Raw genomic sequence first — 23566 nt, 5'->3', positions numbered from 1 at the left:
CGTGGATGGCCGGGACGAGCCCGGCCATGACGACAAGACCGATCACAGCCCGAGATACGCCTTGCGGACGTCGGGATTGTCCCTGATTTCGCTCGAGGTGCCCTGCATCTGCAGGCGGCCGGTCTGCAGGATGTAGGCGCGGTCGGCGATGTCGAGGCATTCGGCGATGCGCTGCTCGACGATCAGCACGGTCATGCCGGCGTCGCGGATCCGCTTGACCGACTGAAAGATCTCATCGACGAGTTTTGGCATGATGCCCTGCGAGGGCTCGTCCAGCATCAACAGCCGCGGCCTTGTCATCAGCGCGCGGCCGATCGCGAGCATCTGCTGCTCGCCGCCGGAGAGCGTTTCGGCGCGCTGGTCCAGCCGCTCCGACAGCCTCGGGAACAGCTTGAACACCAGCGACTGCGGTTCGTCGCGACCCGCTTCGCTGCGGTAAAGATAACTGCCGAGCCTCAAGTTGTCCCGCACGGAGAGACGCGGAAACAATCGCCGGTTTTCCGGCACGTAGGCGATGCCGCGCGCGGTGATCAGATGCTGCGCCAGCCCGTCGATGCGCCCTCCGTCGAAGGTGATGGTACCTGCGCGCGGCCGTTCTGCGCCGGCAATCGTCTTCAGGAGCGTCGACTTGCCGGCGCCATTGGCGCCCGCTACGCAGACGATCTCGCCCTTCTCGACCTCGATCGAGACCGAAGAGATCGCGACCAGTCCCTGATAGGCGGTGGTGACTTCATGCACCGACAGCATGACGATCCCCAAGATAGGCAGCGATGACTTTCGGGTCGCGAACGACGTCGGCAGGCTTGCCCTCCACCAGCACCTTGCCGAGATCGAGTACGATGGCGCGATCGACCAGCGGCATCACGATCTCCATGACGTGCTCGACCATCAAAACCGTCACGCCGGTGGCGCGAACTTTCCGCACCAGCTCGACACCTCGTTGCGCCTCGATCGGCGTGAGGCCGGTGAGCACCTCGTCGAGCAGTAAAAGCTTGGGTTCGGTGGCAAGCGCACGAGCGACTTCGAGCCGGCGTTTTTCGGACGGGATCAGCTGGCTTGCCGGCACGTCGGCGCGAGCGGCAAGGCCGCAGAAGTCCAGGACCTCGTGAGCCTTGCGGCGTGCCTCGCGCATCACGGTGGTACGGATCAACGCGCCGACGATGACGTTATCGATCACCGTCATGGTCTCGAAGCTTTTCACGACCTGGAAGGTGCGGGCGATGCCGCGCTGGCAGCGCTCCGCCGCCGGCAGTCGGGTGACATTTTCATCGTCGAAGATGATCGAGCCTTCGGTCGGCGGCAGTACGCCTGCGATCAGGTTGAACAAGGTCGACTTGCCGGCGCCATTGGGACCGATCAGCCCCACGATTTCGCCAGCCTGGACCGAAATCGACACGTCGCTGTTGGCGATCAGGCCGCCGAAGCGCTGCCAGACGCCTCTGGTTTCGAGCAACGCCGTCATCGCGTGGCTGCCTTGCGGTGCCGCGAGAACATTCCGACCAGCCCTTGCGGCCGCGCCAGCGAGATCAGCACGATCAGCGCGCCGTAGACGATCAGGTCGACGCCCCGACCGGAGCCGCCGATGAAGGAGCGCGTCAACTCGGTGAGCGGAATCAGGATCACGGCTCCGAGCATCGGTCCCCAAAGCGTGCCAATGCCGCCCAGCACGGCGGGCAGCGCCATCAGAAGCGAGAACTGAAAGCCCATGACGCTCTCGGGATCGATATAGGAGACGAACTGCGCGTAGAAACTGCCGCCGACGGCAGTGAGAAATGCCGATACCGCTGCCGCGCCCATCTTGGAGTTGAAGACCACCACACCCAGGCTTTCGGCGGCATCCGGATTGTCCTTCACGGCACGCCACCAGTATCCCCATTTGGAATCCTCAAGCCACCACGTCACGAACCAGGCGATGCAGGCAAGCACCAGCGCAAAATAAAAGTAAGGCAGCTTGCTGCGCGTGAACTGGAATTTGAGCCAGCTGTCGCCGCGCACGGGGATATCGATGCCGAGCGCCGCACCCGCCCATTCCCAGTTCTGGAACAGAAGCAGCGCGGTCTCGGCGATGACGATGGTGGCGATGACGAAATAGTGGCCGCGCAGGCGGAAGCAGGGATAGCCGAGAGCGAGCGCAATCGCCGCCGATATCAAGCCGCCGCCGAGCATGCCGAACCAGGGCAGCACGCCGAACTTGGTGAACAAGAGTGCCGTGGTATAGGCGCCGAGCCCGAAATAAAGCGCGTGTCCGAGCGAGATCTGCCCGCAATAGCCGGACAAAATGTTCCAGCTCTGCGACAGCGCCGCATACATTAAGCTCAGCACCATGATGTTCTGGACGTAGACGTCCTTGACGAACAGCGGCACCAGCGCCGCGATCGCGGCAAGGCAGGCGGCGACGATCAGGTTGCGGCGGCGGCGTTCTGCGAAAGCCGTATCCATCACAGCGACCCGAACAGGCCGCGCGGCCTGATGAAAACGACCAGCAGATAAACCGCGTAGATGCCGACCGATTTCAGCGATGGCGGCAGGATCAATGCAGTGGTCGCTTCGACCAGACCGACGAGGAGGCCGCCGGCGAAGGCGCCGAACACACTGCCGAAGCCGCCAAGCGCCACCGTGACATAGGCGATCAGCGCAAACGAGGCGCCGACGTCGGGATAGATGTAGAAGAAGATCGCCATGATCGCGCCGGCAAGCCCGACCAGCGCGGCACCCAGACCCCAGCCGAGCGCAAACACCCGGTTCTTGTCGATGCCGACCAACGCCACCGCGCCGGCATCCTCGCGGGTTGCCTCAAGGGCGCGGCCGAAATCGGTGCGGTTGATGAAGAACCACAGCGCGCCAAAGGCTGCGATCGCGACCAGCGCGCCGAACAATTGCGGGACGGGGAGAAAGATTCCGGCGATCGACACGGTTTTGCCGCCGAGCCATGAATGCGTGATGCTGCGGTAATCCGGCGTGAAGAAAAACTGCGCCAGCCCGCGCATGACGATCGCAAGCCCGAAGGTGGAGAAAATCTGCACCATGCCGGCATTGGCTTTCGCCCGCATCGCAAAGCGCACGACCAGGAGATAGACCACCGCCCCGAACACGAACAGCGCCGCCGCAACCAGCGGCGCCGACAGCAGGGGATCGACGGCAAAGAACGCGAACAGGAAGAAGGTCGCGTACATCGCGATCATCAGGAATTCGCCGTGGGCGAAGTTCACGACGTCCATGAGGCCGAAGATCAGCGCCAATCCCACCGCGATCAGGCCGTAGAGCAGCCCCATCAAAAGACCGCTGGCGAGACTTTGGATGATGGTCTCGGCGGTCATGATATGCACCCCGAGCGCCGCCTGATTGGTAACCCAGTCATTCCGGGATGGTCCGAAGGACCAGACCCGGAATCTCGAGATTCCGGGTTCGGTGCTGCGCACCGCCCCGGAATGACCACGCGCGAAATATCGATCTGCGCTGTCATCGCCCCGCCCCCTCTTGCGGCTCTCGCCTACTTCATCGGCCAGACGGCTTCGGCAACGGCGGCTTGCGCCGGGAAAATGGTGACGAATTTGCTGCCGACATATTGCAGCAACACCGGGTCGGCGTCGTTGTTCTGGCCCATCTCGTCGAACTTGACGCGCTTCCACGGCATGATGGTCTGTTCACCGCCCAAGTCGGTTGAGGCCAGCGCCTCGCGGATCTTTTCGCCATCGGTGGATTTGGCGCGGTTGATCGCGTCCGCCATGATGATGAGGGCCATGAACTGCCGCGACGAATAGTCGTTGAGGTCCTTGCCGGATTTTTGCTTGAACATGTCATTGATCTTTCCGACCATCGGCCGCTTGGCCGCAAGGTCGAGCGAGAAGGTGCCGCGCGAGATCACGCCTTCGAGCTTGTCGCCGACCGCGTCGTACAGCGCCTTTTCGGAGAAACCCGCATCCTGGGCCACGATCGCCGGCGGCTTGTAACCGAGCTCGCCCATGGTCTTCACCAGAAGGATGCCGTCGGTGGTGTAGCTCGAAGGCATCAGCACGTCCGCATTCGCCGCCTTGAGCTGTTGCACCTCGGCCGAGAGCGAGGGCGAATTCGCCCTGTACTTGATGTCGGAAACCACCTTGTAGCCGCGCTCATTGGCGAGCTTGGTCTGGGCATTGCCCGAATCGGTGCCGAAGATCGTGTCTTCGTGGAACAGCGACAGGGTGTCGATCTTGACGCCCTTCTTCCTCATGGCATCGAAGAAGTCGAACATCGCCTTGGAATACATCTCGTCGTGAGGGCTGGCTCGGAAATAGAACTTCAGGCCGCGCCGATGCAGGCTCGGCGAGGAGTTGTCGGCCGAGAGGAACGGAACCTGGTAGCGCTCGCAGATCTGGCTGACGGTGACCGCAACTGCGCTTTGATAGGTGCCGATGACCGCGCAAACCTTTTCCTGGGTAATCAGGCGCTCCGCCTCGGCACGCCCTTTCTGCGGATCGGCCTGGTGGTCGGCGAAAACGAGCCTGATCTTGCCGCCGTTAAGACCCGGCAATCCTTCGCCCCGCGCCAGCGGCAGATCGAAATCGAAGTTCTTGTTGATGATTTCCCCGGCAGTGTCGAAGGCTTTCTGCGCGTCGACGCCGATCTGGGCGCTGGCGCCCGACAGCGGATAGATCACGCCGATCACCACGTCGGAGGTCTGCGCGCGGAGCGGCATCGGCAACAGCGCGGCGCTCGCGGTGGCCCCGAGCAGGATGTTTCGGCGGGAAATGGTCATGGGATCTTCCTCTGATGTCGGCGGGCTATCGATGAAAACGATTGAAGACGACCGCAAAGCCTCAAAGAGCGGCAACAGCTGCCCGTTAAAGCGCAATCGTCCAATCGGATGCGATTAAGTGGAATGGCAGCATGATCTCATCTTTGAGCATGATCTCCGCGCAAACGCGTTCCGAGTTTGTCGCGAGGGAAAACCGGTTTCCACTTTGCACTAGCGTGGCCCTTCGGGTCCGGATCATGCTCTAGAGCACGGCCAGGTCTTTGTTGCGCAGATCGGTCACCAGCATCAAGCCCGGAGCATGCGTGATCGCAAACGGTACCTTGGCTGCCGCAATCACCGCCTGCGGTGTGACGCCGCAGGCCCAGAACACCGGGATCTCGTCCGCCCCGACCGGGACCGCATCGCCATAGTCGGGCCTTGCGATGTCGGAAATCCCGATCGACTGCGGATGGCCGAGGTGAACCGGCGCCCCATGCACCGAAGGAAAGCGCGAGGTGATCTGGATGGCGCGGATCGCTTGCGCCGGCCTGAACGGGCGCATCGACACCACCAACGGACCGGCAAACGGCCCCGAGGGGCTGCAGGCGATATTGGTGCGATACATCGGCACGCGGAGCTTGCCTTCGACGTGACGGAGCGGCAGGCCGCCTTCCATCAGGGCTTCTTCGAACGAATAGGAGCAGCCGAGCACGAACGCCACGAGGTCATCGCGCCAATGGGCCATGATGTCGGTGGGTTCATCGACCACCGCGCCGTCGCGCCACACGCGATAGCGCGGCAAATCGGTGCGGATGTCGAGATCGATCCCGAGCGAAGGAATTCTGGGATCGCCTGGGTCGGACATGCCGATGATGGGACAGGGTTTTGGATTGAGCTGGCAGAAACGGTGAAAGGAGCCTGCGAGCTTTTCCGGCAGGATAGCGAGATTGCCCTGAACAAATCCGCCTGCGACGCCTGCCGTCGTCGTGGCCATTCCGGCGCGGCACGCCAGCCGCGCCTGCCGGCTCACAAGGGAGTCCTGGTCTTCGCAAAACTGCCCTGCCGCCAGAATGGTCATGTCCCGCCCATCAACTCGACAGAAGTGAAGCGCATGCGTACTATAAAGTCTAATCTTGCTTTATAATCAAGTTGAATAAGCCAGATTTATTGCGTGGGGGCACCTTCCGTGGTGGACTTCAAGTCGATCGAGACATTCCTGTGGGTGGTGACGCTCGGCAGTTTTCGCGGGGCCGGCCAGCGACTCAACACCACCCAGCCGGCGATTTCGCAACGGATCGCGCAACTCGAGCGCGAGCTGGGCGTGAAACTTTTGAACCGCGATCACCGCGTCGTGTCGCCAACGCCGAGCGGCCGGCAGCTGATGGTCTATGCGGAAAAGCTGATCGGCCTGCGCGCGGAGATGATGGCGGAGGTCGGCGAGCGCTCGGCGATGCGAGGGGTATTGCGGCTTGGCGTCGCTGAGACCATCGTGCACACCTGGTTGCCGCGGCTGATCAAGAGCGTCAACACGGCCCATCCCAATCTGTCCCTCGAAATCGAGGTCGATATCACGCCGAACCTGACCGCGCGTTTGCTGGAACAGGAGATCGAACTCGCTTTTCTGGTTGGGCCGCTATCGGCCGCGGGCGTCCGCAACCGCGTCCTGTGCGACTATCCGGTCGGCGTGCTCGCCAGTCCCTCGCTCGGCCTCGGCAATGGCGCCCTGAAGATCCAGGATCTCGCCAAATTTCCGATCATCACCTTTCCGCGCAAGTCGCAGCCTTACGAGATCGTGCGCTCGCTGTTCAACCGGCCCGATCTGCCGCCGATCCGGCTGCATGCCAGCGCCTCGCTCGCAACCGTCATCCACATGGCAGTCGAGGGGCTTGGAATCGCCGTGATCCCGACATCGATCGTGGAGAATGAACTGGCGGACGGCCGGCTGCAGCTCTTGGCGACCGAACTGAAAATCCCGCCGCTGACATTTTCCGCAAGCTGGCTGGCTTCACCCGATACGCTCGCTGTCGAGCTGGTCGCCGATCTCGCTGCCCGCATCGCGCAGCAGTCATCCGCCGTTGTTGACGTGCCGCGACGGGCGCGTCATTGAAGCGGCAGCCATTATCCGCCTGGAGTCCCGAATCCGAAGTTCGCCACATTTCGCTGGCGGCCTCTTTCGCGAACTCGGATTCGAAAGGACACTAGAAACCTATGATTCTAGTGTGGTTTCGGTTCAGAAGTTCTCTTGACGGACTCGCGGCGATAATGAAGAGAACTTCTGAACCACCACACCAGCGGGAAAAGGTTCATGACCCAGGTCGCATCCAATCTGCAAATCGATTCCGCAAGGCTTTGGGGCACCATCCACGAAACCGCGAAATTCGGCGCCACGCCGAAGGGAGGCGTTCGGCGGCTGACGCTCGGCGCCGAAGACAAGCAGGTCCGCGACTGGTTCAAAACCGCCTGCGAGGCGGCCGGCCTCGAGGTGCATGTCGACACCCTCGGCTCGATGTTCGCGCTTCGCAGGGGTCGCGACATGTCAAAACCCCCGGTCGGGCTCGGTTCGCATCTGGACACCCAGCCGACCGGCGGCAAGTTCGATGGCGTGCTCGGTACGCTCGCGGCGCTTGAGGTCGTTCGTACGCTGAACGACGCCGGCATCGAGACCGAAATTCCGCTCTGCATCGTCAACTGGACCAACGAGGAAGGTTCGCGCTTTGCGCCTGCGATGATGGCGTCCGCAGCCTATGTCGGCGATTTCACCGTCGACGATATCCTGTCGCGCAAGGATGCCGATGGCGTCACCGTCGCCGACGCACTGGAGATCATCGGCTATCGCGGCGACAGCGCGGTGGGAGCGCAGAAATTTTCAAGCTTCATCGAATTGCACATCGAGCAGGGTCCGATCCTCGAAGCCGAAGGCAAGACCATCGGCGTGGTCGATTCCGGCCAGGGCCTATTGTGGTACGACGGCAGGATCACGGGCTTCGAGAGCCACGCAGGTTCCACACCGATGCGGCTGCGCCGCGATGCGCTCGCAACCCTATCGGAAATCGTGCTCGCGATGGAGACGATCGCAAAAAAACATGGTCCCAACGCGGTCGGCACCATCGGCGAGGCCGTCATCGCAAAGCCGTCGCGCAACGTCATTCCCGGCGAAATCGCCTTCACCGTCGATTGCCGCAGCGCCGACGCCGCGATCATGGATGCGCTCGATGCGGATCTGCGTGCGGCGACTGCCGAAATCTCGGCGCGGCGCAAGGTCGAGGTTGCGCTCGACCTCATCTGGCGCAAGGCGCCCACCCGTTTCGATCCAAAACTGGTCGATGCAGTGGAGGCCGCGGCGAAAAAGCTCGGCTTTTCCCATCGCCGCATCACCTCCGGCGCCGGCCACGATGCCTGTAACCTCAACACCAGGATTCCCGCCGCGATGGTGTTCGTGCCCTGCAAGGACGGCGTCAGCCACAACGAGCTCGAGGATGCCACCCAAGCCGATTGCACGGCCGGTGCCAACGTCCTGATGCACACGGTGCTGGCGCTCGCAGGCGTCGCTTCATGAACACTTAGGGAGATTTCGGTGCGCGGAGTTTTTATCGATGCCAACAAATCGCTGGCGGATATTTTCGATCGGCAGAACAAGCCCGGCGATCCCACCGTGCGCGTCAACCGCGATCCTGACATCACCTCCGACCAGATCCCGGCCCTGCTCGATGGCGCCGAGATCGTCGTCGTCGATCACACCGCATTGCCGACCGACGTCGCGCGGCGCTGCGGTGGCCTGAAACACGTCGTGTTTCTGGGGACCGGTGCGCGCAGCTACATGAACCCGGAGGAACTCTCCGAACTCGGCATAGCGGTTCACCTGATCAAGGGCTATGGCGACACGGCGGTCGCAGAATGCGCGATCGCGCTGATGTGGGCGGCAGCGCGCGGGATTGCGCAAATGGACCGCGAGATGCGCGCCGGCAACTGGCTGCGAGAGGACGGCATGCAGCTTACCGGCAAGATGCTCGGCCTGATCGGCTTTGGCGGCATCGCCGCTGAAGTGGCCCGCATCGCGCTTGGGACCGGCATGAAAGTGATCGCCTGGAATCGCTCGCCGAAGAAATTTGCAGGCGTGGATTTCGTCCCACTCGAGGCGCTGCTGGCACAGAGTGACGTGGTTTCGCTGCATCTGTTGCTCAATGACGAGACCCGCGGCTTCCTTTCACGCGGACGCATCGCCGCAATGAAGCGCGGCGTGATCCTGGTCAACACCGCGCGCGGGGCGATCGTGGACGAGGGCGCGATGATCGAGGCGTTGAAATCGGGCCACATTCGCCATGCCGGGCTCGACGTCTTCAATATCGAGCCGCTGCCTGCGGATCACCCGCTGACCCAATTGCCAAACGTGACCCTTTCGGCACATTCCGCATTCCGCACACCGGAGGCGAGCGAAAATCTGATCCACGCGGCGTGGGAGCACTGCCGAAGGGTGGCGAGGGGCGGGTAATGTTGCACCCTCTCCCCCTGCGGGAGAGGGTGGCGAGATGAGCGAAGCGAAATTGAGCCGGGTGAGGGGTTGAAATCCATCGAGCGCGTGAACCCTCACCCGGTTTCTCGCTTGCGCTCGAAACCACCCTCTCCCGCAAGGGGAGAGGGTAAGAGAGCTACTCCACCATCTCCGCGACCGCCTTGCCGCAGGCAACCGTGTCGGCATTGCCGCCGAGATCGCGGGTGCGCAACGTGCGTTCGCCGAGCGTGCGCTCGATCGCCGTGACGATGGCAGCGGCAGCCTGCCTCTCGCCGAGATGGTCCAGCATCATCGCGCCGGACCAGATCATGCCGATCGGGTTGGCGATCCCCTGCCCTGCGATATCGGGCGCCGAGCCATGTACCGGCTCGAACACGGACGGGAAATCGCCTTCCGGATTGATGTTGCCGGATGGCGCAATGCCGATGGTGCCGGTGCAGGCCGGCCCCAGATCGGAGAGGATGTCGCCGAACAGGTTCGAGCCGACCACGACGTCGAACCAGTCCGGATGCAGCACGAAATTCGCGGTCAGAATATCGATGTGGAACTTGTCCCACTTCACCTTTGGGTAGTTTTTCGCCATCGCCTCCACGCGCTCGTCCCAATAGGGCATGGTGATCGAGATGCCGTTGGATTTGGTCGCCGAGGTCAGATGCTTCTTGGGCCGCGACTGCGCGAGGTCGAAGGCGAATTTCAGGATGCGGTCGACGCCGATGCGCGTCATCACGGTCTGCTGGGTGACGAATTCGCGCTCGGTACCCGGAAACATGCGGCCGCCCACCGAGGAATATTCGCCTTCGGTATTTTCCCGCACCACCCAGAAATCGATATCGCCGGGCTTGCGGTTGGCGAGCGGCGACGGCACGCCCGGCATCAATCGCACCGGGCGAAGGTTGACATACTGATCGAACTCCCTGCGGAATTTGATGAGCGATCCCCACAGGGAGACGTGGTCGGGGATTTTGGCGGGCCAGCCAACGGCGCCGAAATAGATCGCGTCGTGCTTGCCGATCTTCTCCTTCCAGTCGTCTGGCATCATCTCGCCGTGCTTCTCGTAATAGTCGCAGGAAGCAAAGTCGAAATGATCGAAACGCACGGCCACGCCGTGCTTTTTCGCCGCCGCTTCAAGCACGCGAAGCCCTTCCGGCATCACTTCCTTGCCGATGCCGTCGCCGGGAATGACCGCGACCCGATATTGCTCTTTTCCGTTGCTCATCGATCAAATTCCTTGAGTGGCCCTGCTCCCGCTGGGTAAACCCATTTTATGACCGGATTGCAAGAGACCAAGCGCAGTGCCGCCTCTGCAACGCTGCACTGCAATGTTGACCGCCCGGCTGGCCGCGGCCTAACAGTTGAAATCCGCTTTTTTCCCCTCCGGCATTTCCCATCAAGCGAGGTGTTCCATGGATCTTCATCTGCGCGGCAAACGCGTCCTGATCACCGGCGCCTCGAAGGGCATTGGGGCTGCGGCCGCCGAAGCCTTTGCCGAAGAAGGCTGCCACTTGCGCCTTGCGGCCCGCAGCGGCGATCAGCTCAAGGCCGTTGCCGAGCGGCTGCGATCGGCCCACCAGATCGATGCCGCGACCCATGTCGTCGACCTGCGCAAGCCCGACGACATCGCGCGGCTCGTGAAAGAGGCCAACGACATCGACATCCTCGTCAACAATGCCGGCGACATTCCGGGCGGCTCGATCGACAAGATCGAGGAGCCGACATGGCGCCACGCCTGGGAATTGAAGGTGTTCGGCTATATCAACATCACCCGCGCCATCTACGCGCAGATGAAGGCGCGCGGCGGCGGTGTGATCATCAACGATATCGGTGTGGCCGGAGAAAAATTCGACACCAACTACATCTGCGGCTCTACCGGCAATGCCGCGTTGATGTCGTTCACCCGAACGCTCGGCAGCAAGAGCCTTGCCGACAACATCCGCGTGGTCGGGATCAACCCCGGTCCGGTTGGCACCGATCGCCACATCACGCTCCTGAAAACGCGAGCCAGAAACCAGTTCGGTGACGAAAACCGCTACAAGGAATTCCAGAAAGGCCTGCCGCTCGGCCGTCCGGCCCATGCACGCGAGATCGGCGACCTGATGGCATTCCTCGCTTCCGACCGATCGGCCTATACCTCGGGCGTGATCTTCACCGTCGATGGCGGCATCGCGGCGGGTTGGGGGTAGGCTGTCGTTCGGGGATGGTCCGAAGGACCAGACCCGGAACATCGAGATTCCGGGTTCGATGCTTCGCATCGCCCTGACGGCGCGCTCTATATCCGCTCCAACAACTGGCGGATCATCAACGTGATCCGCCCCGTCGGCGCGAGCATCTCGTCCATGATGCTAAAATGGTTGGCGCCTGGAATCTCCTCATAGCTGACGGGAAGCCCGAACCTGGCGCGGTGGCCCGCAAAATCCGCGGTCTGCTTGCGCAATAGCGGCAGCTCGGCGGCTCCGACCGTCAGCGCCATCGGCTTGATCGCGCTTTCGGTCTGCCTGATCGGCGAGTTGCGGTGAGACATCGCCTCATCGAGGCCGAGCTTGACGTTGAGATAGCTGCGGCGGATCGGCTCGAGATCGTAGATGCCGCTGATCCCGACGCCACCCTTGATGCGCCGGTGCGACATCGCCATCGCCGTCAGGTGGCCGCCGGCCGACCAGCCGGAGGCGACGATCCGTTCCGGATCGCCGCCGAGCTCGGGCAGGCGACGGGCGAGAAAATCGATGCCGGCGTGAATCTCGGCGACAATCCCGTCAAGCGTCGCTTCGGGTGCCAGTGTATAGCCGATCAGGGCGACATTGATGCCGTGGGTCATCGGGCCGCCGGCAAACAGCGAGAAGGCTTCCTTGGCCCGCATCTGCCAATAGCCGCCATGAATAAATAAAACCGTCGGCGCATTCGCACCCGCCTTGAAGAAGTCGATGCGATTACGGCCGGCTGCGCCATATCTGAGGTCGAGGTGATCGGATTGGGCCGCGCGGAATTCGGCCGAACGCCGTTCCCAGCCGCCGACCATGTCGCCACTTCCGGCCACGGCCGTGGAGTTGTTCAGGCCGCTGTCGAGGTCTGGCTTGCTCATACTGCGCCAGTCGGGCGCGTCGAACGGCGTCGTCATGCTCGCATCTCCGTGATCGCGTTTCCACTTTGTCGTAAAATGTTTTACTTCGCTGCGCAATCCGCTATCTAGAGCTCCGATTCCGAAGTTCGCAAGCTATCGCGGCGACCTCTGATGCGAACTTCGGAATCAAAGGAGCTCTAGCAGCTTGTTTATTCCAGTGCGGCTTTGAATTTGAAGTTCCTATAACGATCTTGCCGCGATACCGTAGGAACTTCAAATTCGCCGCACTAGTGGAGTGGATTTGACATTCGCTACCCAGCTAGCCGCGTACCGTCGAAGCGAATGTCAAATCCCAAACTCCACTAAAATTTTATCTTGCTAGTGGTCCTTTGATTCTAACATTCGCAAACGTGTCTGCTGCAACGGGAGCGAATGTTAGAATCGGACCACCAGAAGCCAGGATGTGATGGGAGTAAACCGATGTCGTCCGATCAGGCACTGATACGGTCAACGGCATGTGCCGTCGTCGACAAGCTCAACTCCGGCGAAGTCACGCCGCTCGACCTGCTCGACGTGCTGGAGCGGCGGATCGCCGAGGTCGATCGCCAGGTGAACGCCCTGCCGATCCTGTGTTTCGATCGCGCCCGGAAGCAGGCGCAGGCATTGATGCAGAAACCTAAAGGCCATCGCGGCCTGCTCGCCGGCATGCCGATCCCGATCAAGGACCTCACCAATGTCGAAGGCGTGCGGACCACGCAGGGTTCGCCGATTTTCAGGGATACGCTGGCAGCGAACTCCGACATTGTCGTCGAACGTCTCGAGGACAATGGCGCGGTGATCTATGCCAAATCGAACACCCCGGAATTCGGCGCCGGCGCCAACACCTTCAACGAGGTTTTTGGCGCCACGCGCAACCCATGGGACACCTCGCGGTCTGCGTCCGGCTCCTCGGGTGGCGCCGCCGTGTCCCTTGCGACCGGCATGGCCTGGCTCGCGCACGGCACCGACATGGGCGGCTCGCTGCGCAACCCCGCAAGCTTTTGCGGCGTGGTCGGTCTTCGGCCGAGCATCGGCCGGGTCGCGCACACCCCGGCGTTCAAGATCGATCGCAATCTGACCGTGCACGGGCCGATGGCGCGCAATGTCGAGGATCTGGCATTGCTGCTCGATGCCATGAGCGGCGAGCATCCTGCCGACCCGCTCTCCCTCCCCGTGCTGCCATCCTCCTTCCTCTCCACCGCACGCTCGGGCAAAAAGCCCAGGCGTATCGCCTACTCGAGCGATCTCGGCATCACCCCGGTCGATCCGCAAGTTGCCGCCATTACCCGCAAGGCGGCATTTCAGTTCGCCGAGGCTGGCGCCATCGTCGAGGAAGCCCATCCCGATCTGAATGAGGCCCACGAATGTTTCCACGTGCTGCGCGCGTTCGACTTCGCGGTCAGCAAGGTGGCTTTGCTTCGCAAGCACCGCGATCAGCTCAAGCCGGAAGTGATCTGGAACATCGAGGAAGGCCTGAAACTTTCGGTCGAACAGATCGAGCGCGCGGAAGCGCAGCGCCTGGCGATGACTCAGCGCGCGCTCGAGTTCTTCAAGACCTACGATCTGCTGCTTTCGCCCGCGACCATCGTTGCGCCGTTTCCGGTCGAGAACCGCTATGTCGCCGAATGCGCGGGTAAGAAATTCGACAACTACGTCCAGTGGCTCGGCATTGTCTATGCCATCACACTGGCCTGCTGTCCGGCGCTTTCGTTGCCGTGCGGATTTACCACTTCCGGCCTGCCGGTCGGGCTGCAGATGGTAGCCCGGCCCCGCGGCGAGGCACCGCTTCTCGCCGGCGCAAAGGTGCTGGAGGATATTCTGGGCCTGCGCGGCACTATTCCGATCGAGCCAAAATCGGCGCCTTAGCTGTCGACAGAGGCGGCAAGCACCAGCAGCCTTTCGAGCCTTCGATTTGGGCGCTGGTGAATGCTGACTGCCTCGCTATAATTGCGGCGGGAAACATAGACGCAGCGCGCCACCAGCGCTACTAGTGCGGCGAATTTGAAGTTCCTATCGGTATAGCGGCAAGTTCGTGATAGGAACTTCAAATTCAAGGCCGCACTAGAATCAAGAAGTTGCTAGAGCTCCTTTGATTCCGAAGTTCGCATCAGAGGTGCCGCGATAGCTTGCGAACTTCGGAATCGGAGCTCTAATAAGGGTGCCCAAGGATGTCCGGAAAGCTCAAAGTTCATGTCGACCAGGATAGATGCCAGGGACACGCCCGCTGCAAGTCGCTGGCTCCCGAACTGTTCGAACTCGATCGGTTCGGCAACGCGCATGAGATCGGCGACGGCACCGTTCCGGCGGGGCTTGAAGACAAGGCCTGGCTTGCGCAAGCCAACTGCCCTGAAATTGCGATCGAAGTCACGGAGGAATGAGCTCGCTTGCCCCTCTGTTTCAGTAAAGTCGATCCAGATTCGCCTGTGCGAGCCGAACCAAGAGGAAATTGCCTGATGTCCGACCATGCCCCTGTCACCGATTGGGTTCACGATTTCGACCATACCGATCCGCGCTGGACAGAAAACCCCTATCCGATCTGGGACGAACTACGCGCCACGAGCCCGCTAATTCATACCGAACGCTACCTCGGTTGCTACATGCCGACGACCTATGAGGCCGTGAAGCAGATCTCCTACGACACCGAGCATTTCTCCTCGCGGCGCGTCGTGGTGCGCGACGTCAGGCCCGAAGTCTTACCGTCACCACCGATCACGTCCGATCCGCCGGAGCACAAACCGGCAAAGCAGTTGCTGTTGCCGCCGTTCACGCCCGACGCGGTCAAGAAGCTGGAACCTCGCGTTCGTGCCATCTGCAACGAGCTGATCGACGAGTTCATCGAGGATCGGGGATGCGACATCGCCGGCAGCTACAGCAAGCACATTCCGGTCCGCACCATTGCGAACATGCTCGGCATTCCGGAAGCCGACAGCGACCGGTTCATCAAATGGATTCACCAGATACTCGAGCTGGGCATCAAGGACCAGGCCATCCTGATGCAGGCGGTTCAGGAGATGACCCTCTATTTCGTCGACCAAATCGAACATCGCAGGCAGCATCCGACCGACGATCTGATCTCGACGCTGATGAACGCGCGGGACAAGAACGGTCAGCCGTTGTCGGACGCGCATGTGCAAGGCTCGTTGCGGCTTTTGCTGATCGCGGGCATCGACACCACCTGGAGCGCGATCGGCGCCTCCCTGTGGCATCTGGCGAAGACGCCCGAGGACCGCGAACGCCTGGTCGCAGAGCCTGAGCTGCTGCCGACCGCGGTCGAGGAATTCCTGCGTGCCTATTCGCCGGTGACGATGGCGCGCGAGGTCATGAAGGAGACGGCGATCAGCGGCTGCCCGGTCAAGCCCGGCAACATGGTGCTGCTGTCATTTCCTGCTGCAAACCGCGATCCCGCCGTCTTCCCCGACGCTGACAAGGTCGTGATCGACCGCAAGCAAAATCCGCACGCCGCCTTTGGCCTTGGCATTCACCGCTGCGTCGGCTCCAACCTCGCGCGGATGGAGATGACGGTGGCGATCGAGGAATGGCTGAAGCGCATTCCGCATTTCAGGCTGGATCCCGCCGGCAAGGTCATTTGGTCGGAAGGCACGGTACGCGGGCCGCGGCTGCTTCCGGTCCTGTTCGGAAAGCCGAGCTGAATTGTTTATCCATTCGTCCTCCTGCAACGACAAGACCTGAAAAATCGGCGAGGAAACCAATGTGATTGATCATGCTGCAAGCCTGACCGAAGACCGCCTCGATGTCCGTGACGTGCAGCGGCGCATCAAGGCGATCTTTATTGGCTCGGTCGGAAATCTCGTCGAATGGTACGATTTTTACGCCTACACGGCGTTCGCCTTGTATTTCGCGCCAGCTTTCTTTCCGAACAGCAACCCGGTGGTGCAGCAACTCAACGCCGCCGTGATCTTCGCCGCGACCTTCCTGGTGCGGCCGCTCGGCGGCTGGCTGTTCGGCTACATCGCCGACCACCACGGCCGCCGGCTTTCGCTGACGCTGTCGGTGGTCTGCATGTGCTTCGGATCGCTGATCATCGCCGTCACGCCGACCTATGCCTCGATCGGTTTCGCCGCCCCGGCGATCCTGGCGCTGGCGCGTGTCATCGAGGGCTTGAGCCTTGGCGGCGAATATGGTGCCAGCGCGACCTATCTGAGCGAGGTCGCCGACGCCAGGCATCGCGGCTTCTACTCCAGCTTCCAATACGTCACCCTGATCGGCGGCCAGCTCACCGCGATCATCGTGCTGTTGTTGCTGCAAAACCTGTTTTTGACACCCGAGGAGCTGAAATCCTGGGGCTGGCGGATTCCGTTCGTCATCGGCGCCCTGCTGGCGATTTTCGCGGCCGTGATGCGGCGCACGCTGCACGAGACCGAGGCGTTCGTGGAAGCCAAGAAGGCGGTCAATCCGACCGGATCGATTGCCGGCCTCCTGAACTATCCGCGCGAATTGGCTCTTGTCGTCGGCCTTACCGCCGGCGGTACCGCCGCCTTCTACACGTTCACGACCTATATGCAGACCTTCGTCAGGCAGTCGGTCGGCTTCACCGAAAACCAGACCACGTTCATCATTTTCGGCTCACTGGTTTTCGCAACCCTGCTGCAACCGATTTACGGTGCGATATCGGATCGAATCGGCCGCAAGCCGGTGCTGATGTTCTTCGGAATCATGGGGACCATTGCGACGATACCGATCCTGACCACGCTCAAGGAGACGAAGTCGCCGTTCATCGCCTTCCTGTTGATTTGCGCGGCCTGGATTTTCGTCGCCGGATACACCTCGATCAACGCCATCGTGAAGGCCGAATTGTTCCCCACCAAAATTCGCGCGCTCGGGGTCGGCCTGCCCTACGCCATCACGGTCTCCCTGTTCGGCGGCACCGCGCCTGCGGTTGCGCTCTATTTCAAGACGCTCGGCCATGAGGACTGGTTTTACTATTACCTCAGTGGCATGATCTTCCTCTCGCTGATCATCTACACGACCATGCGCGACACCAAGCACGAATCGGCGATGCATCGCCACGAGTAGAAAAGTCGGGGGTGAGCGATGGCTGACGACAGCAACGAGCCCGCAACATCGAAACTCACCCGCACCAAACAGCGCTGGGCACGCGAAGGCCGCTTCCTCACCGGAAAAATCTCGCGCTCCGAGGACCAGCGGCTCCCGCCCGGACAGCATCTGACCAGGGATTGGCCGGTGCTCGATCTCGGGCTGACTCCCCATATTTCCCGCGAGCGCTGGCGGCTCGACGTCTACGGCGCCGTCGAAGCGCCCATCTTCTGGGATTTTGCACAATTCACGGGCAAGCCGCAGACCAGATCCGTCTCCGACATCCATTGCGTGACCACCTGGTCGCGATACGACAACCAATGGGAAGGATTGGCGGTTCGCGATCTCCTGATGGCCTGCCGGCCACGCGAGGACGCACGCTACCTGGTGCTGCATTCTTATGATGGATACACCACAAACCTGGCAATCGAGGATTTTGCCGCCGAGGACGCCCTGCTTGCGCATAGCTGGTCGGAAGCTCCGCTGACGCAAGATCACGGCGGCCCGGTGCGGCTCGTCGTTCCCCATCTTTATTTCTGGAAGAGCGCAAAATGGCTGCAAGCCATCGAATTCCGCACTGAAGATGCGCCCGGCTACTGGGAAGTTCGCGGTTATCACAACCGCGGCGATCCCTGGGCCGAACAGCGTTATTCCGCCGACTAACTTCGTGCCAGCTCTCTTCCCGACCGGAGAGGGAGCGCCAAACGTTATGGAGGATCTCACCATGCCTACCGAACGTTTCCAATTCGAAGGCGAAGGCGGCATCCACCTCGCCGCCACGCTCGATACGCCTGAGGCGCAAATTCGCGCCTACGCGTTGTTTGCGCATTGCTTTACCTGCGGCAAGGATGTGCTGGCGGCAAAACGGATCGCGGTGGCGCTGGCCGCCAAGGGCATCGCGGTGCTGCGTTTCGACTTCACCGGCCTTGGCTCCAGCGAGGGCGATTTCGCCAATTCGACATTTGCTTCCAACGTGGCTGATCTGGTGCGCGCCGCCAACCATCTGCGCGAGACCAAACAAGCGCCGGCACTTCTGATCGGCCACAGCCTCGGCGGCGCCGCGATTTTGGCGGCGGCAGAAAGCATTCCGGAAGCGAGGGCCGTCGTCACCATCGCCGCGCCCTCCGACCCCGCGCATGTCACCGGGCTTTTCGCCGATCGCATCGAGGACATCCGCAAATTGGGCAAGGCCGAAGTCTCGCTCGCGGGTCGGCCGTTCACAGTCAGTCGAGAATTCCTCGACGATATCGCCGAGCACAGCCTGATAGATCGTGTCGCCAGGCTGCACCGGGCGCTCCTGATCATGCACGCCCCGACCGACGATACGGTCGGCATCGACAACGCGACGCGCATTTTTGTAGCGGCCAAGCATCCCAAGAGTTTCGTGTCGCTTGCCGACGCCGATCACCTTTTGAGCAACCGTCGCGATTCCGGCTATGCTGCCGACGTCATCGCCGCCTGGGCCTCGCGCTATATCGAGCCCGCGGTGGCAGAAGCAGCCGTCGATCTCGGCCAATCGCCGCGCCGTGTCGTGGTTCGCGAAACCCGCGACAGCAAGTTTCAGCAAAGCATTTCAGTTGGTCCGCATCGCCTGGTCGCCGACGAGCCAGTCGCGGCGGGCGGCGAAGACACCGGGCCCGGACCTTATGATTTCCTGCTCGCCGGGCTTGGCGCCTGCACCTCGATGACCATGCGGCTTTATGCCGATCGCAAATCGCTGCCGCTCGAGCGCACCACCGTCACGCTGAGGCACAGCAAGATCCACGCACAGGACTGCGCCGAATGCGAAACCAAGGAAGGGATGCTCGACCAGATCGAGCGGGTGATTGCCATGGAGGGTGAGCTCGATGCCGAACAGCGCAAGAAGCTCATGGAGATCGCCGACAAGTGTCCGGTACACCGTACCCTGACCTCGGAGATCCGCATTGTGACCCGCGCGGCGGATTGACGAACCGCCACGCGAGCGTATGATTCAGGTGGAGGAGCGCTCATGCCGGCCGTGTCGCGCATCGATCCCAGATCAGTCTTCTCGCCCGAGGAGTGGAATTGTCTGACCTCGCGCAGTTCGCTGCGGAGCCTGTGGCTGGTGGCGCATGCCCGGGGCACGATCGCTGCGGCCATCGCGCTCGCGACGTTGTGGCCCAATCCCCTGACATGGCTGGTCGCGGTGATGATCGTCGGCACGCGCCAGCTTGGACTTGCGATCCTGATGCATGAGGCCGCTCATGGCGGGCTTCATCCGAACCGGGCGATCAACGAATGGATCGGACAATGGCTTTGCGCGGTGCCCATCGGGGCCGATCTAGCCAGCTACCGCTCGTACCATCTGCAGCATCACAGATACACGCAACAGATGGAGGATCCCGATCTGTCGCTCTCGGCGCCGTTCCCGATCACGAAAGAGAGTTTTACCCGCAAGGCGATCCGCGATCTCACCGGCCAGACCTTTGTCAAACAGCGGCTTCCGCTGTTTCTGTCGCTGTTCAGGCCGAATTCCGGCGATGAAGAAGTGACGCACGAGAGCTTCGTCTCGAGCGGCGCCGACAAGATGGCGCGTTTTCTTTTCGTCAATGCGCTGATTTTCGGCCTGTTCTGGCTCTTCGGCGCCGGCATCTGGTTTTGCGGCGTGTGGGTTATTGCGATGGCGACCTGGTTGTCGCTGGTGACGCGGATCCGCAACATCGCCGAGCACGCCTGCACCTCGACTGGCGAGGACCCGTTCAGCCATGCCCGCACCACCCTTGCCAATCCGTTCGAGCGGCTCCTGATCGCACCCTATTGGGTCAACTATCACGCCGAGCATCATCTCTTTATGTACTTGCCGTGCTACCGGCTGCCCGAGGCCCACCGGCTTCTGGTCGAAAAGGGATTGATCAAGCGGATGGAAGTCCGTCCCGGCTATCTCGACGTGATGCGGCTGGCGACCTCACGCTAGCGTGGCGGTTCAGAAGTCCGCATCATTGAACGATCCGCCATGGCGCTTGCGTCTTTTGCTTGCAATGGCGCGACGCGGAACGGGCCGCGCAAGCCTGCGGCCGAACCCAAAAGGATTCCGCCTGCCGCCACGAACGATGCCAGCGCCAGCGTCGAAACCCCCGTCAGGCCCTGCCCGATCGAGCAGCCGAGCGCCATCGCGCCGCCCGATCCCATCAGCGCCGCGCCGCCGATCGAGCGAAGCATGTGGCGGGGCGATGTGTAACCCTCCAGGCGGAAGCCGCGCGTGGCGAGCGCGGTCACAAGGCTCCCGGTGAAAACGCCAGCCACCATGGCGATGCCAAAGTTGAGCGTCAGCCCAGTCGACAGCATCACGTATTGCACCGTATCCGCGACCGGGGCGATAAAGGTGAGAGAGGTGACGGGCGCCGGATCGAAATCGTCGGCGCCAAGATAGCCGGTCGCAAACCAGCCCGCGCTCACCAGGAGACCGACCGCAATGCCCGCCGCGATCTGCCCCCTCGCGCGCCGGAACGAGGCATGGGCGAGGGCAAAGATGACCAGCACCGCCGCGATCGCCGATGCTGCAATGACGCGCGCAAGAATTTCGCTGCCGACCAACGCCGAGAGCAGCGCCGGCAACGAAAGGTAAGCCGGTTTGACCTGCGATGCCTGCAAGAGCGCGACCCGTAGAGGCGCGATCAATCCCCGGATCGTCATCTGCGCGGCGATGCCGAGCACGATCACCACGACAAAAGAGCGCAGATTGCCGCGGCCGAGCAGTACCAGGGCGCGCGAGCCGCAACCGTTTGCCAGCACCATGCCGTAACCGAACAGGAGGCCGCCGACAAACATCAGCGGCGCCGAAATCGAGGTGAGAAGATAGACCGACTTGCCGAGATCGACGGCGCCGTATCCGGCCAGAAGCTGGGTCGCCGCGACCGCTACGCCAAGCGCCAGCGCAAACGTCCGGATCAAACGGCTGTCGCCTTCAACCCACCAGCCGCGCAGGCTGCTCGTCAGGCAAAAGCCGCTCAACAGACCGACCGCGCCATAGGCGAGCCCGATCAGCAGTCCGGCGAAGACGACGATGTTGGCGCCTGATGGCACGCGCTGTCCTTACTCAGGATGGCCGCAGGATGACGCGGTCACGCGAAGAACCGGCCACTGCCAGAAAGGCCGTCTTTGCTTGCTCGAGAGAAAAGATCGCATGAGGCAGAATCGGAAACGGCTTGAGATGCCCGCTGGCAAAGCCCGGGCCGAGTTCTGCGAGCACGGCTCCCGTCGCACTGGACGACAGACCGAGTGTATCGATGCCGACATAGCTGTGCTGGCCGCGATAAAATTCGAGAATGTTGAAGGGCACGACCGGGTTGATCGCCGCGATCAGGATCTGCCGCCCGCGGAGCGCGAGCGATTGGTTCGCGGTGAGGAAATAGGGATCGCCGACGGTGTTGAATACGATGTCGGCGCCCTTTCCGCCCGTAAGCTCGCGCACACGCGTCGCTACATCGGTTGTCGATGCATCGACGATCTCGACGGGAGAATTGCTATGGCCCGCGTAAGACTCGCTCCTGCGCACCACGCCGATCACGCGCGCGCCAGCCCATGTGGCGATCTGCACCACGGCTTGGCCGACCTTGCCGTTGACGCCCATCACCAGCACCGTCTCGCCGCTCTTGGGCATGCCGGCACGCCGAAAGCCTTCGATCGCGGTGACAAAGGGAACGCCTATGCCTGCGGCCTCCTCAAAGGAAATGTTTTTGGGCTTCTCGACGATCGCCTCGGCTTCGACGGCGAGATGGGTGGCGTGCGTGCCGTCCCGGCGGATACCGAGATCGCCGGATGAGCCGAATACTTCGCGCCCCACCGTGCCCGGTGGCCCGTCGATCACGATCCCGGCGTAGTCGCGGCCGGGGGTCCGCGGAAACACCGCGTAGGCCATCAGCCCGGTCGCGGCCTTGACGTCGGACGGGTTTACCGCCGCGGCCCTGACCTCGATCAGCACCTGGTTTTCGTTGCGCGCCAGCGGTCGCCGCTCGATGTCAGGTGCAAGCGAGGCCGGCGTCTCGGCTTTCGCCGACAGCCGCACGCAGCGCGCCTCGACCCCAACCGATCGACCAACTCTTTCAACTTCGCCCGGCATCAGACCTTCCCGATTTTCTTGCCCGATTTTCTTGCGGCCCCATCACGGTCGGAATCGTTGACAGCGCCGTCGCCTAGTGCTCCGATTCCGAAGTTCGCAAATATTCGCGGCGACCTCTGATGCGAACTTCGGAATCAAAGGAGCACTAGCAAGTTAATGTTTCCAGTGCGGTTTTTGAATTTGAAGTTCCTGTGATGAGATTGCAGCAACACTGATAGGAACTTCAAATTCACCGCACTAGTGCTCCGATTCCGACGTTCGCAAATATTCGCGGCGACCTCTGATGCGAACTTCGGAATCAAAGGAGCATTAGCAAGTTAATGTTTCCAGTGCGGTTTTTGAATTTGAAGTTCCTGTGATGCAGCAACACTGATAGGAACTTCAAATTCACCGCGCTAGTGCTCCGATTCCGAAGTTCGCAAATATTCGCGGCGACCTCTGATGCGAACTTCGGAATCAAAGGAGCACTAGCAAGTTAATGTTTCCAGTGCGGTTTTTGAATTTGAAGTTCCTGTGATGAGATGGCAGCAACACTGATAGGAACTTCAAATTCACCGCGCTAGTCCCATGACTAACCGACTGACGCCGCTATACAAGAGACTTGTTACAATGGCCCGGCGCGACCGGGGAGGTAAAAGGTGAATTTCAAGGCCGCACTTTCGCCCAACGAGCTGGCGCGGGCCTGCGCGGAAGCGATGTGGAAGGAAGACGGCGCCAGCCAGGGCCTCGGCATGGAGATGGTGGAGGTGAAAGCGGGTCAGGCCGTGCTGGCAATGACCATCCAGCCGCACATGGTCAACGGGCATGGTATCGCCCATGGCGGCTTCATTTTCACGCTCGCGGATTCGGCGTTTGCTTTCGCCTGCAACTCCCACAACCAGCGCACGGTCGCCGCGCAATGCAACATATCCTTCATCCGGCCGGGTAAGCTCGGCGACCACCTGGTGGCCAGCGCGCGGGAAATCTCGCGGACGGGCCGTTCCGGGATTTACGACGTACGCGTCACGGTGAATGATACGGTCATCGCCGAGTTGCGCGGTCATTCGCGGACCATCGGCGGCGCCTTGGTGCCGATGGCCGAGGCCGCCGCCGGACGGAAATGACGGGACATTA

Annotated in this window: 22 protein-coding genes; 12 read left to right on the top strand and 10 right to left on the bottom strand. The window is 61.8% G+C overall.

Translation table 11 applies throughout. The annotated features are described in order from the left end of the window. Nucleotides 1–42: 42 nt before the first annotated feature. The 6 genes from VNX23_RS19545 to VNX23_RS19520 all read right to left on the bottom strand — a co-directional run bounded on the left by VNX23_RS19545 (nucleotide 43) and on the right by VNX23_RS19520 (nucleotide 5792). A complete protein-coding gene (locus tag VNX23_RS19545) occupies nucleotides 43–747 on the bottom strand; it encodes an ABC transporter ATP-binding protein (RefSeq protein WP_325632666.1) in 705 nt (234 codons plus the stop codon). Beyond that, on the bottom strand, nucleotides 731–1462 hold the full coding sequence (locus VNX23_RS19540; protein ID WP_325632664.1) for an ABC transporter ATP-binding protein: 732 nt from the start codon (nucleotides 1460–1462) through the stop codon (nucleotides 731–733). Before VNX23_RS19540 ends, VNX23_RS19545 begins: the two co-directional genes overlap by 17 nt. Further along, complete coding sequence (locus tag VNX23_RS19535) at nucleotides 1459–2439, bottom strand: branched-chain amino acid ABC transporter permease (protein ID WP_325632663.1); 981 nt, start codon at nucleotides 2437–2439, stop codon at nucleotides 1459–1461. Before VNX23_RS19535 ends, VNX23_RS19540 begins: the two co-directional genes overlap by 4 nt. Then, on the bottom strand, nucleotides 2439–3317 hold the full coding sequence (locus tag VNX23_RS19530; protein WP_325632661.1) for a branched-chain amino acid ABC transporter permease: 879 nt from the start codon (nucleotides 3315–3317) through the stop codon (nucleotides 2439–2441). The genes VNX23_RS19535 and VNX23_RS19530 overlap by 1 nt, the downstream gene beginning before the upstream one ends. 173 nt (nucleotides 3318–3490) lie before the next feature. Beyond that, complete coding sequence (locus tag VNX23_RS19525; RefSeq protein WP_325632660.1) at nucleotides 3491–4735, bottom strand: ABC transporter substrate-binding protein; 1245 nt, start codon at nucleotides 4733–4735, stop codon at nucleotides 3491–3493. A gap of 241 nt (nucleotides 4736–4976) precedes the next feature. Continuing rightward, a complete protein-coding gene (locus tag VNX23_RS19520; protein ID WP_325632658.1) occupies nucleotides 4977–5792 on the bottom strand; it encodes a putative hydro-lyase in 816 nt (271 codons plus the stop codon). Nucleotides 5793–5900: 108 nt separating this feature from the next. Between VNX23_RS19520 and VNX23_RS19515 the strand changes: the two genes are divergently transcribed. The 3 genes from VNX23_RS19515 to VNX23_RS19505 all read left to right on the top strand — a co-directional run bounded on the left by VNX23_RS19515 (nucleotide 5901) and on the right by VNX23_RS19505 (nucleotide 9203). Next, nucleotides 5901–6821, top strand: a complete 921-nt coding sequence (locus VNX23_RS19515; RefSeq protein ID WP_325632657.1) for a LysR family transcriptional regulator — start codon at nucleotides 5901–5903, stop codon at nucleotides 6819–6821. Between the two features lie 198 nt (nucleotides 6822–7019). Then, complete coding sequence (locus tag VNX23_RS19510; RefSeq protein ID WP_325632656.1) at nucleotides 7020–8270, top strand: Zn-dependent hydrolase; 1251 nt, start codon at nucleotides 7020–7022, stop codon at nucleotides 8268–8270. Between the two features lie 18 nt (nucleotides 8271–8288). Continuing rightward, complete coding sequence (locus VNX23_RS19505; protein ID WP_325632655.1) at nucleotides 8289–9203, top strand: NAD(P)-dependent oxidoreductase; 915 nt, start codon at nucleotides 8289–8291, stop codon at nucleotides 9201–9203. Between the two features lie 157 nt (nucleotides 9204–9360). Here the strand turns inward: VNX23_RS19505 and VNX23_RS19500 are convergent, their stop codons facing one another. Beyond that, entirely contained in the window at nucleotides 9361–10440 is a 1080-nt protein-coding gene (locus tag VNX23_RS19500; protein WP_325632654.1) for a tartrate dehydrogenase, read from the bottom strand. Nucleotides 10441–10627: 187 nt separating this feature from the next. On the opposite strand from VNX23_RS19500, the gene VNX23_RS19495 reads away from it, so the two are divergent. After that, on the top strand, nucleotides 10628–11404 hold the full coding sequence (locus VNX23_RS19495; protein WP_325632652.1) for an SDR family oxidoreductase: 777 nt from the start codon (nucleotides 10628–10630) through the stop codon (nucleotides 11402–11404). Between the two features lie 86 nt (nucleotides 11405–11490). On the opposite strand, the gene VNX23_RS19490 is transcribed toward VNX23_RS19495, so the two are convergent. Next, the gene (locus VNX23_RS19490; RefSeq protein WP_325632650.1) at nucleotides 11491–12336 is read right to left on the bottom strand and encodes an alpha/beta hydrolase; all 846 of its coding nucleotides are present in this window, start codon (nucleotides 12334–12336) and stop codon (nucleotides 11491–11493) included. Between the two features lie 423 nt (nucleotides 12337–12759). Between VNX23_RS19490 and VNX23_RS19485 the strand changes: the two genes are divergently transcribed. The 7 genes from VNX23_RS19485 (at nucleotide 12760) to VNX23_RS19455 (ending at nucleotide 20308) form a co-directional block, all read left to right on the top strand. Next, nucleotides 12760–14184 (top strand): amidase, encoded by a 1425-nt coding sequence (locus VNX23_RS19485; RefSeq protein WP_325632648.1) that lies wholly within the window; start codon nucleotides 12760–12762, stop codon nucleotides 14182–14184. Between the two features lie 302 nt (nucleotides 14185–14486). Continuing rightward, entirely contained in the window at nucleotides 14487–14696 is a 210-nt protein-coding gene (locus tag VNX23_RS19480; protein ID WP_325632647.1) for a ferredoxin, read from the top strand. Between the two features lie 75 nt (nucleotides 14697–14771). Next, the gene (locus VNX23_RS19475) at nucleotides 14772–15968 is read left to right on the top strand and encodes a cytochrome P450 (protein ID WP_325632645.1); all 1197 of its coding nucleotides are present in this window, start codon (nucleotides 14772–14774) and stop codon (nucleotides 15966–15968) included. 61 nt (nucleotides 15969–16029) lie between these two features. After that, on the top strand, nucleotides 16030–17352 hold the full coding sequence (locus VNX23_RS19470) for an MFS transporter (protein ID WP_325632643.1): 1323 nt from the start codon (nucleotides 16030–16032) through the stop codon (nucleotides 17350–17352). A gap of 18 nt (nucleotides 17353–17370) precedes the next feature. Further along, a complete protein-coding gene (locus VNX23_RS19465; RefSeq protein WP_325632642.1) occupies nucleotides 17371–18036 on the top strand; it encodes a sulfite oxidase-like oxidoreductase in 666 nt (221 codons plus the stop codon). A 61-nt stretch (nucleotides 18037–18097) separates the two neighbouring features. After that, nucleotides 18098–19321 carry a bifunctional alpha/beta hydrolase/OsmC family protein gene (locus VNX23_RS19460; RefSeq protein ID WP_325632640.1) on the top strand — a complete coding sequence of 408 codons (1224 nt, stop codon included), beginning with the start codon at nucleotides 18098–18100 and terminating at the stop codon, nucleotides 19319–19321. A 42-nt stretch (nucleotides 19322–19363) separates the two neighbouring features. Further along, nucleotides 19364–20308: a fatty acid desaturase family protein gene (locus VNX23_RS19455; RefSeq protein WP_325632639.1), complete on the top strand. Its 945-nt coding sequence runs from the start codon at nucleotides 19364–19366 to the stop codon at nucleotides 20306–20308. Here the strand turns inward: VNX23_RS19455 and VNX23_RS19450 are convergent. Together VNX23_RS19450 and VNX23_RS19445 are read right to left on the bottom strand one after the other, a co-directional pair. Next, complete coding sequence (locus VNX23_RS19450; RefSeq protein ID WP_325632638.1) at nucleotides 20305–21417, bottom strand: YeeE/YedE family protein; 1113 nt, start codon at nucleotides 21415–21417, stop codon at nucleotides 20305–20307. The genes VNX23_RS19455 and VNX23_RS19450 overlap by 4 nt on opposite strands. A gap of 13 nt (nucleotides 21418–21430) precedes the next feature. Continuing rightward, nucleotides 21431–22453: a zinc-binding alcohol dehydrogenase family protein gene (locus VNX23_RS19445; RefSeq protein WP_325632637.1), complete on the bottom strand. Its 1023-nt coding sequence runs from the start codon at nucleotides 22451–22453 to the stop codon at nucleotides 21431–21433. A 638-nt stretch (nucleotides 22454–23091) separates the two neighbouring features. Between VNX23_RS19445 and paaI the strand changes: the two genes are divergently transcribed. Further along, nucleotides 23092–23556, top strand: a complete 465-nt coding sequence (gene paaI, locus VNX23_RS19440; RefSeq protein WP_325632636.1) for a hydroxyphenylacetyl-CoA thioesterase PaaI — start codon at nucleotides 23092–23094, stop codon at nucleotides 23554–23556. Nucleotides 23557–23566: the final 10 nt, after the last annotated feature.

Source organism: Bradyrhizobium sp. (assembly GCF_035570375.1).
Taxonomy (GTDB): Bacteria; Pseudomonadota; Alphaproteobacteria; order Rhizobiales; family Xanthobacteraceae; genus Bradyrhizobium.
The sequence above is the reverse complement of the archived record's forward strand: the minus strand, read 5'-3'. Positions and strand labels throughout refer to the sequence as shown.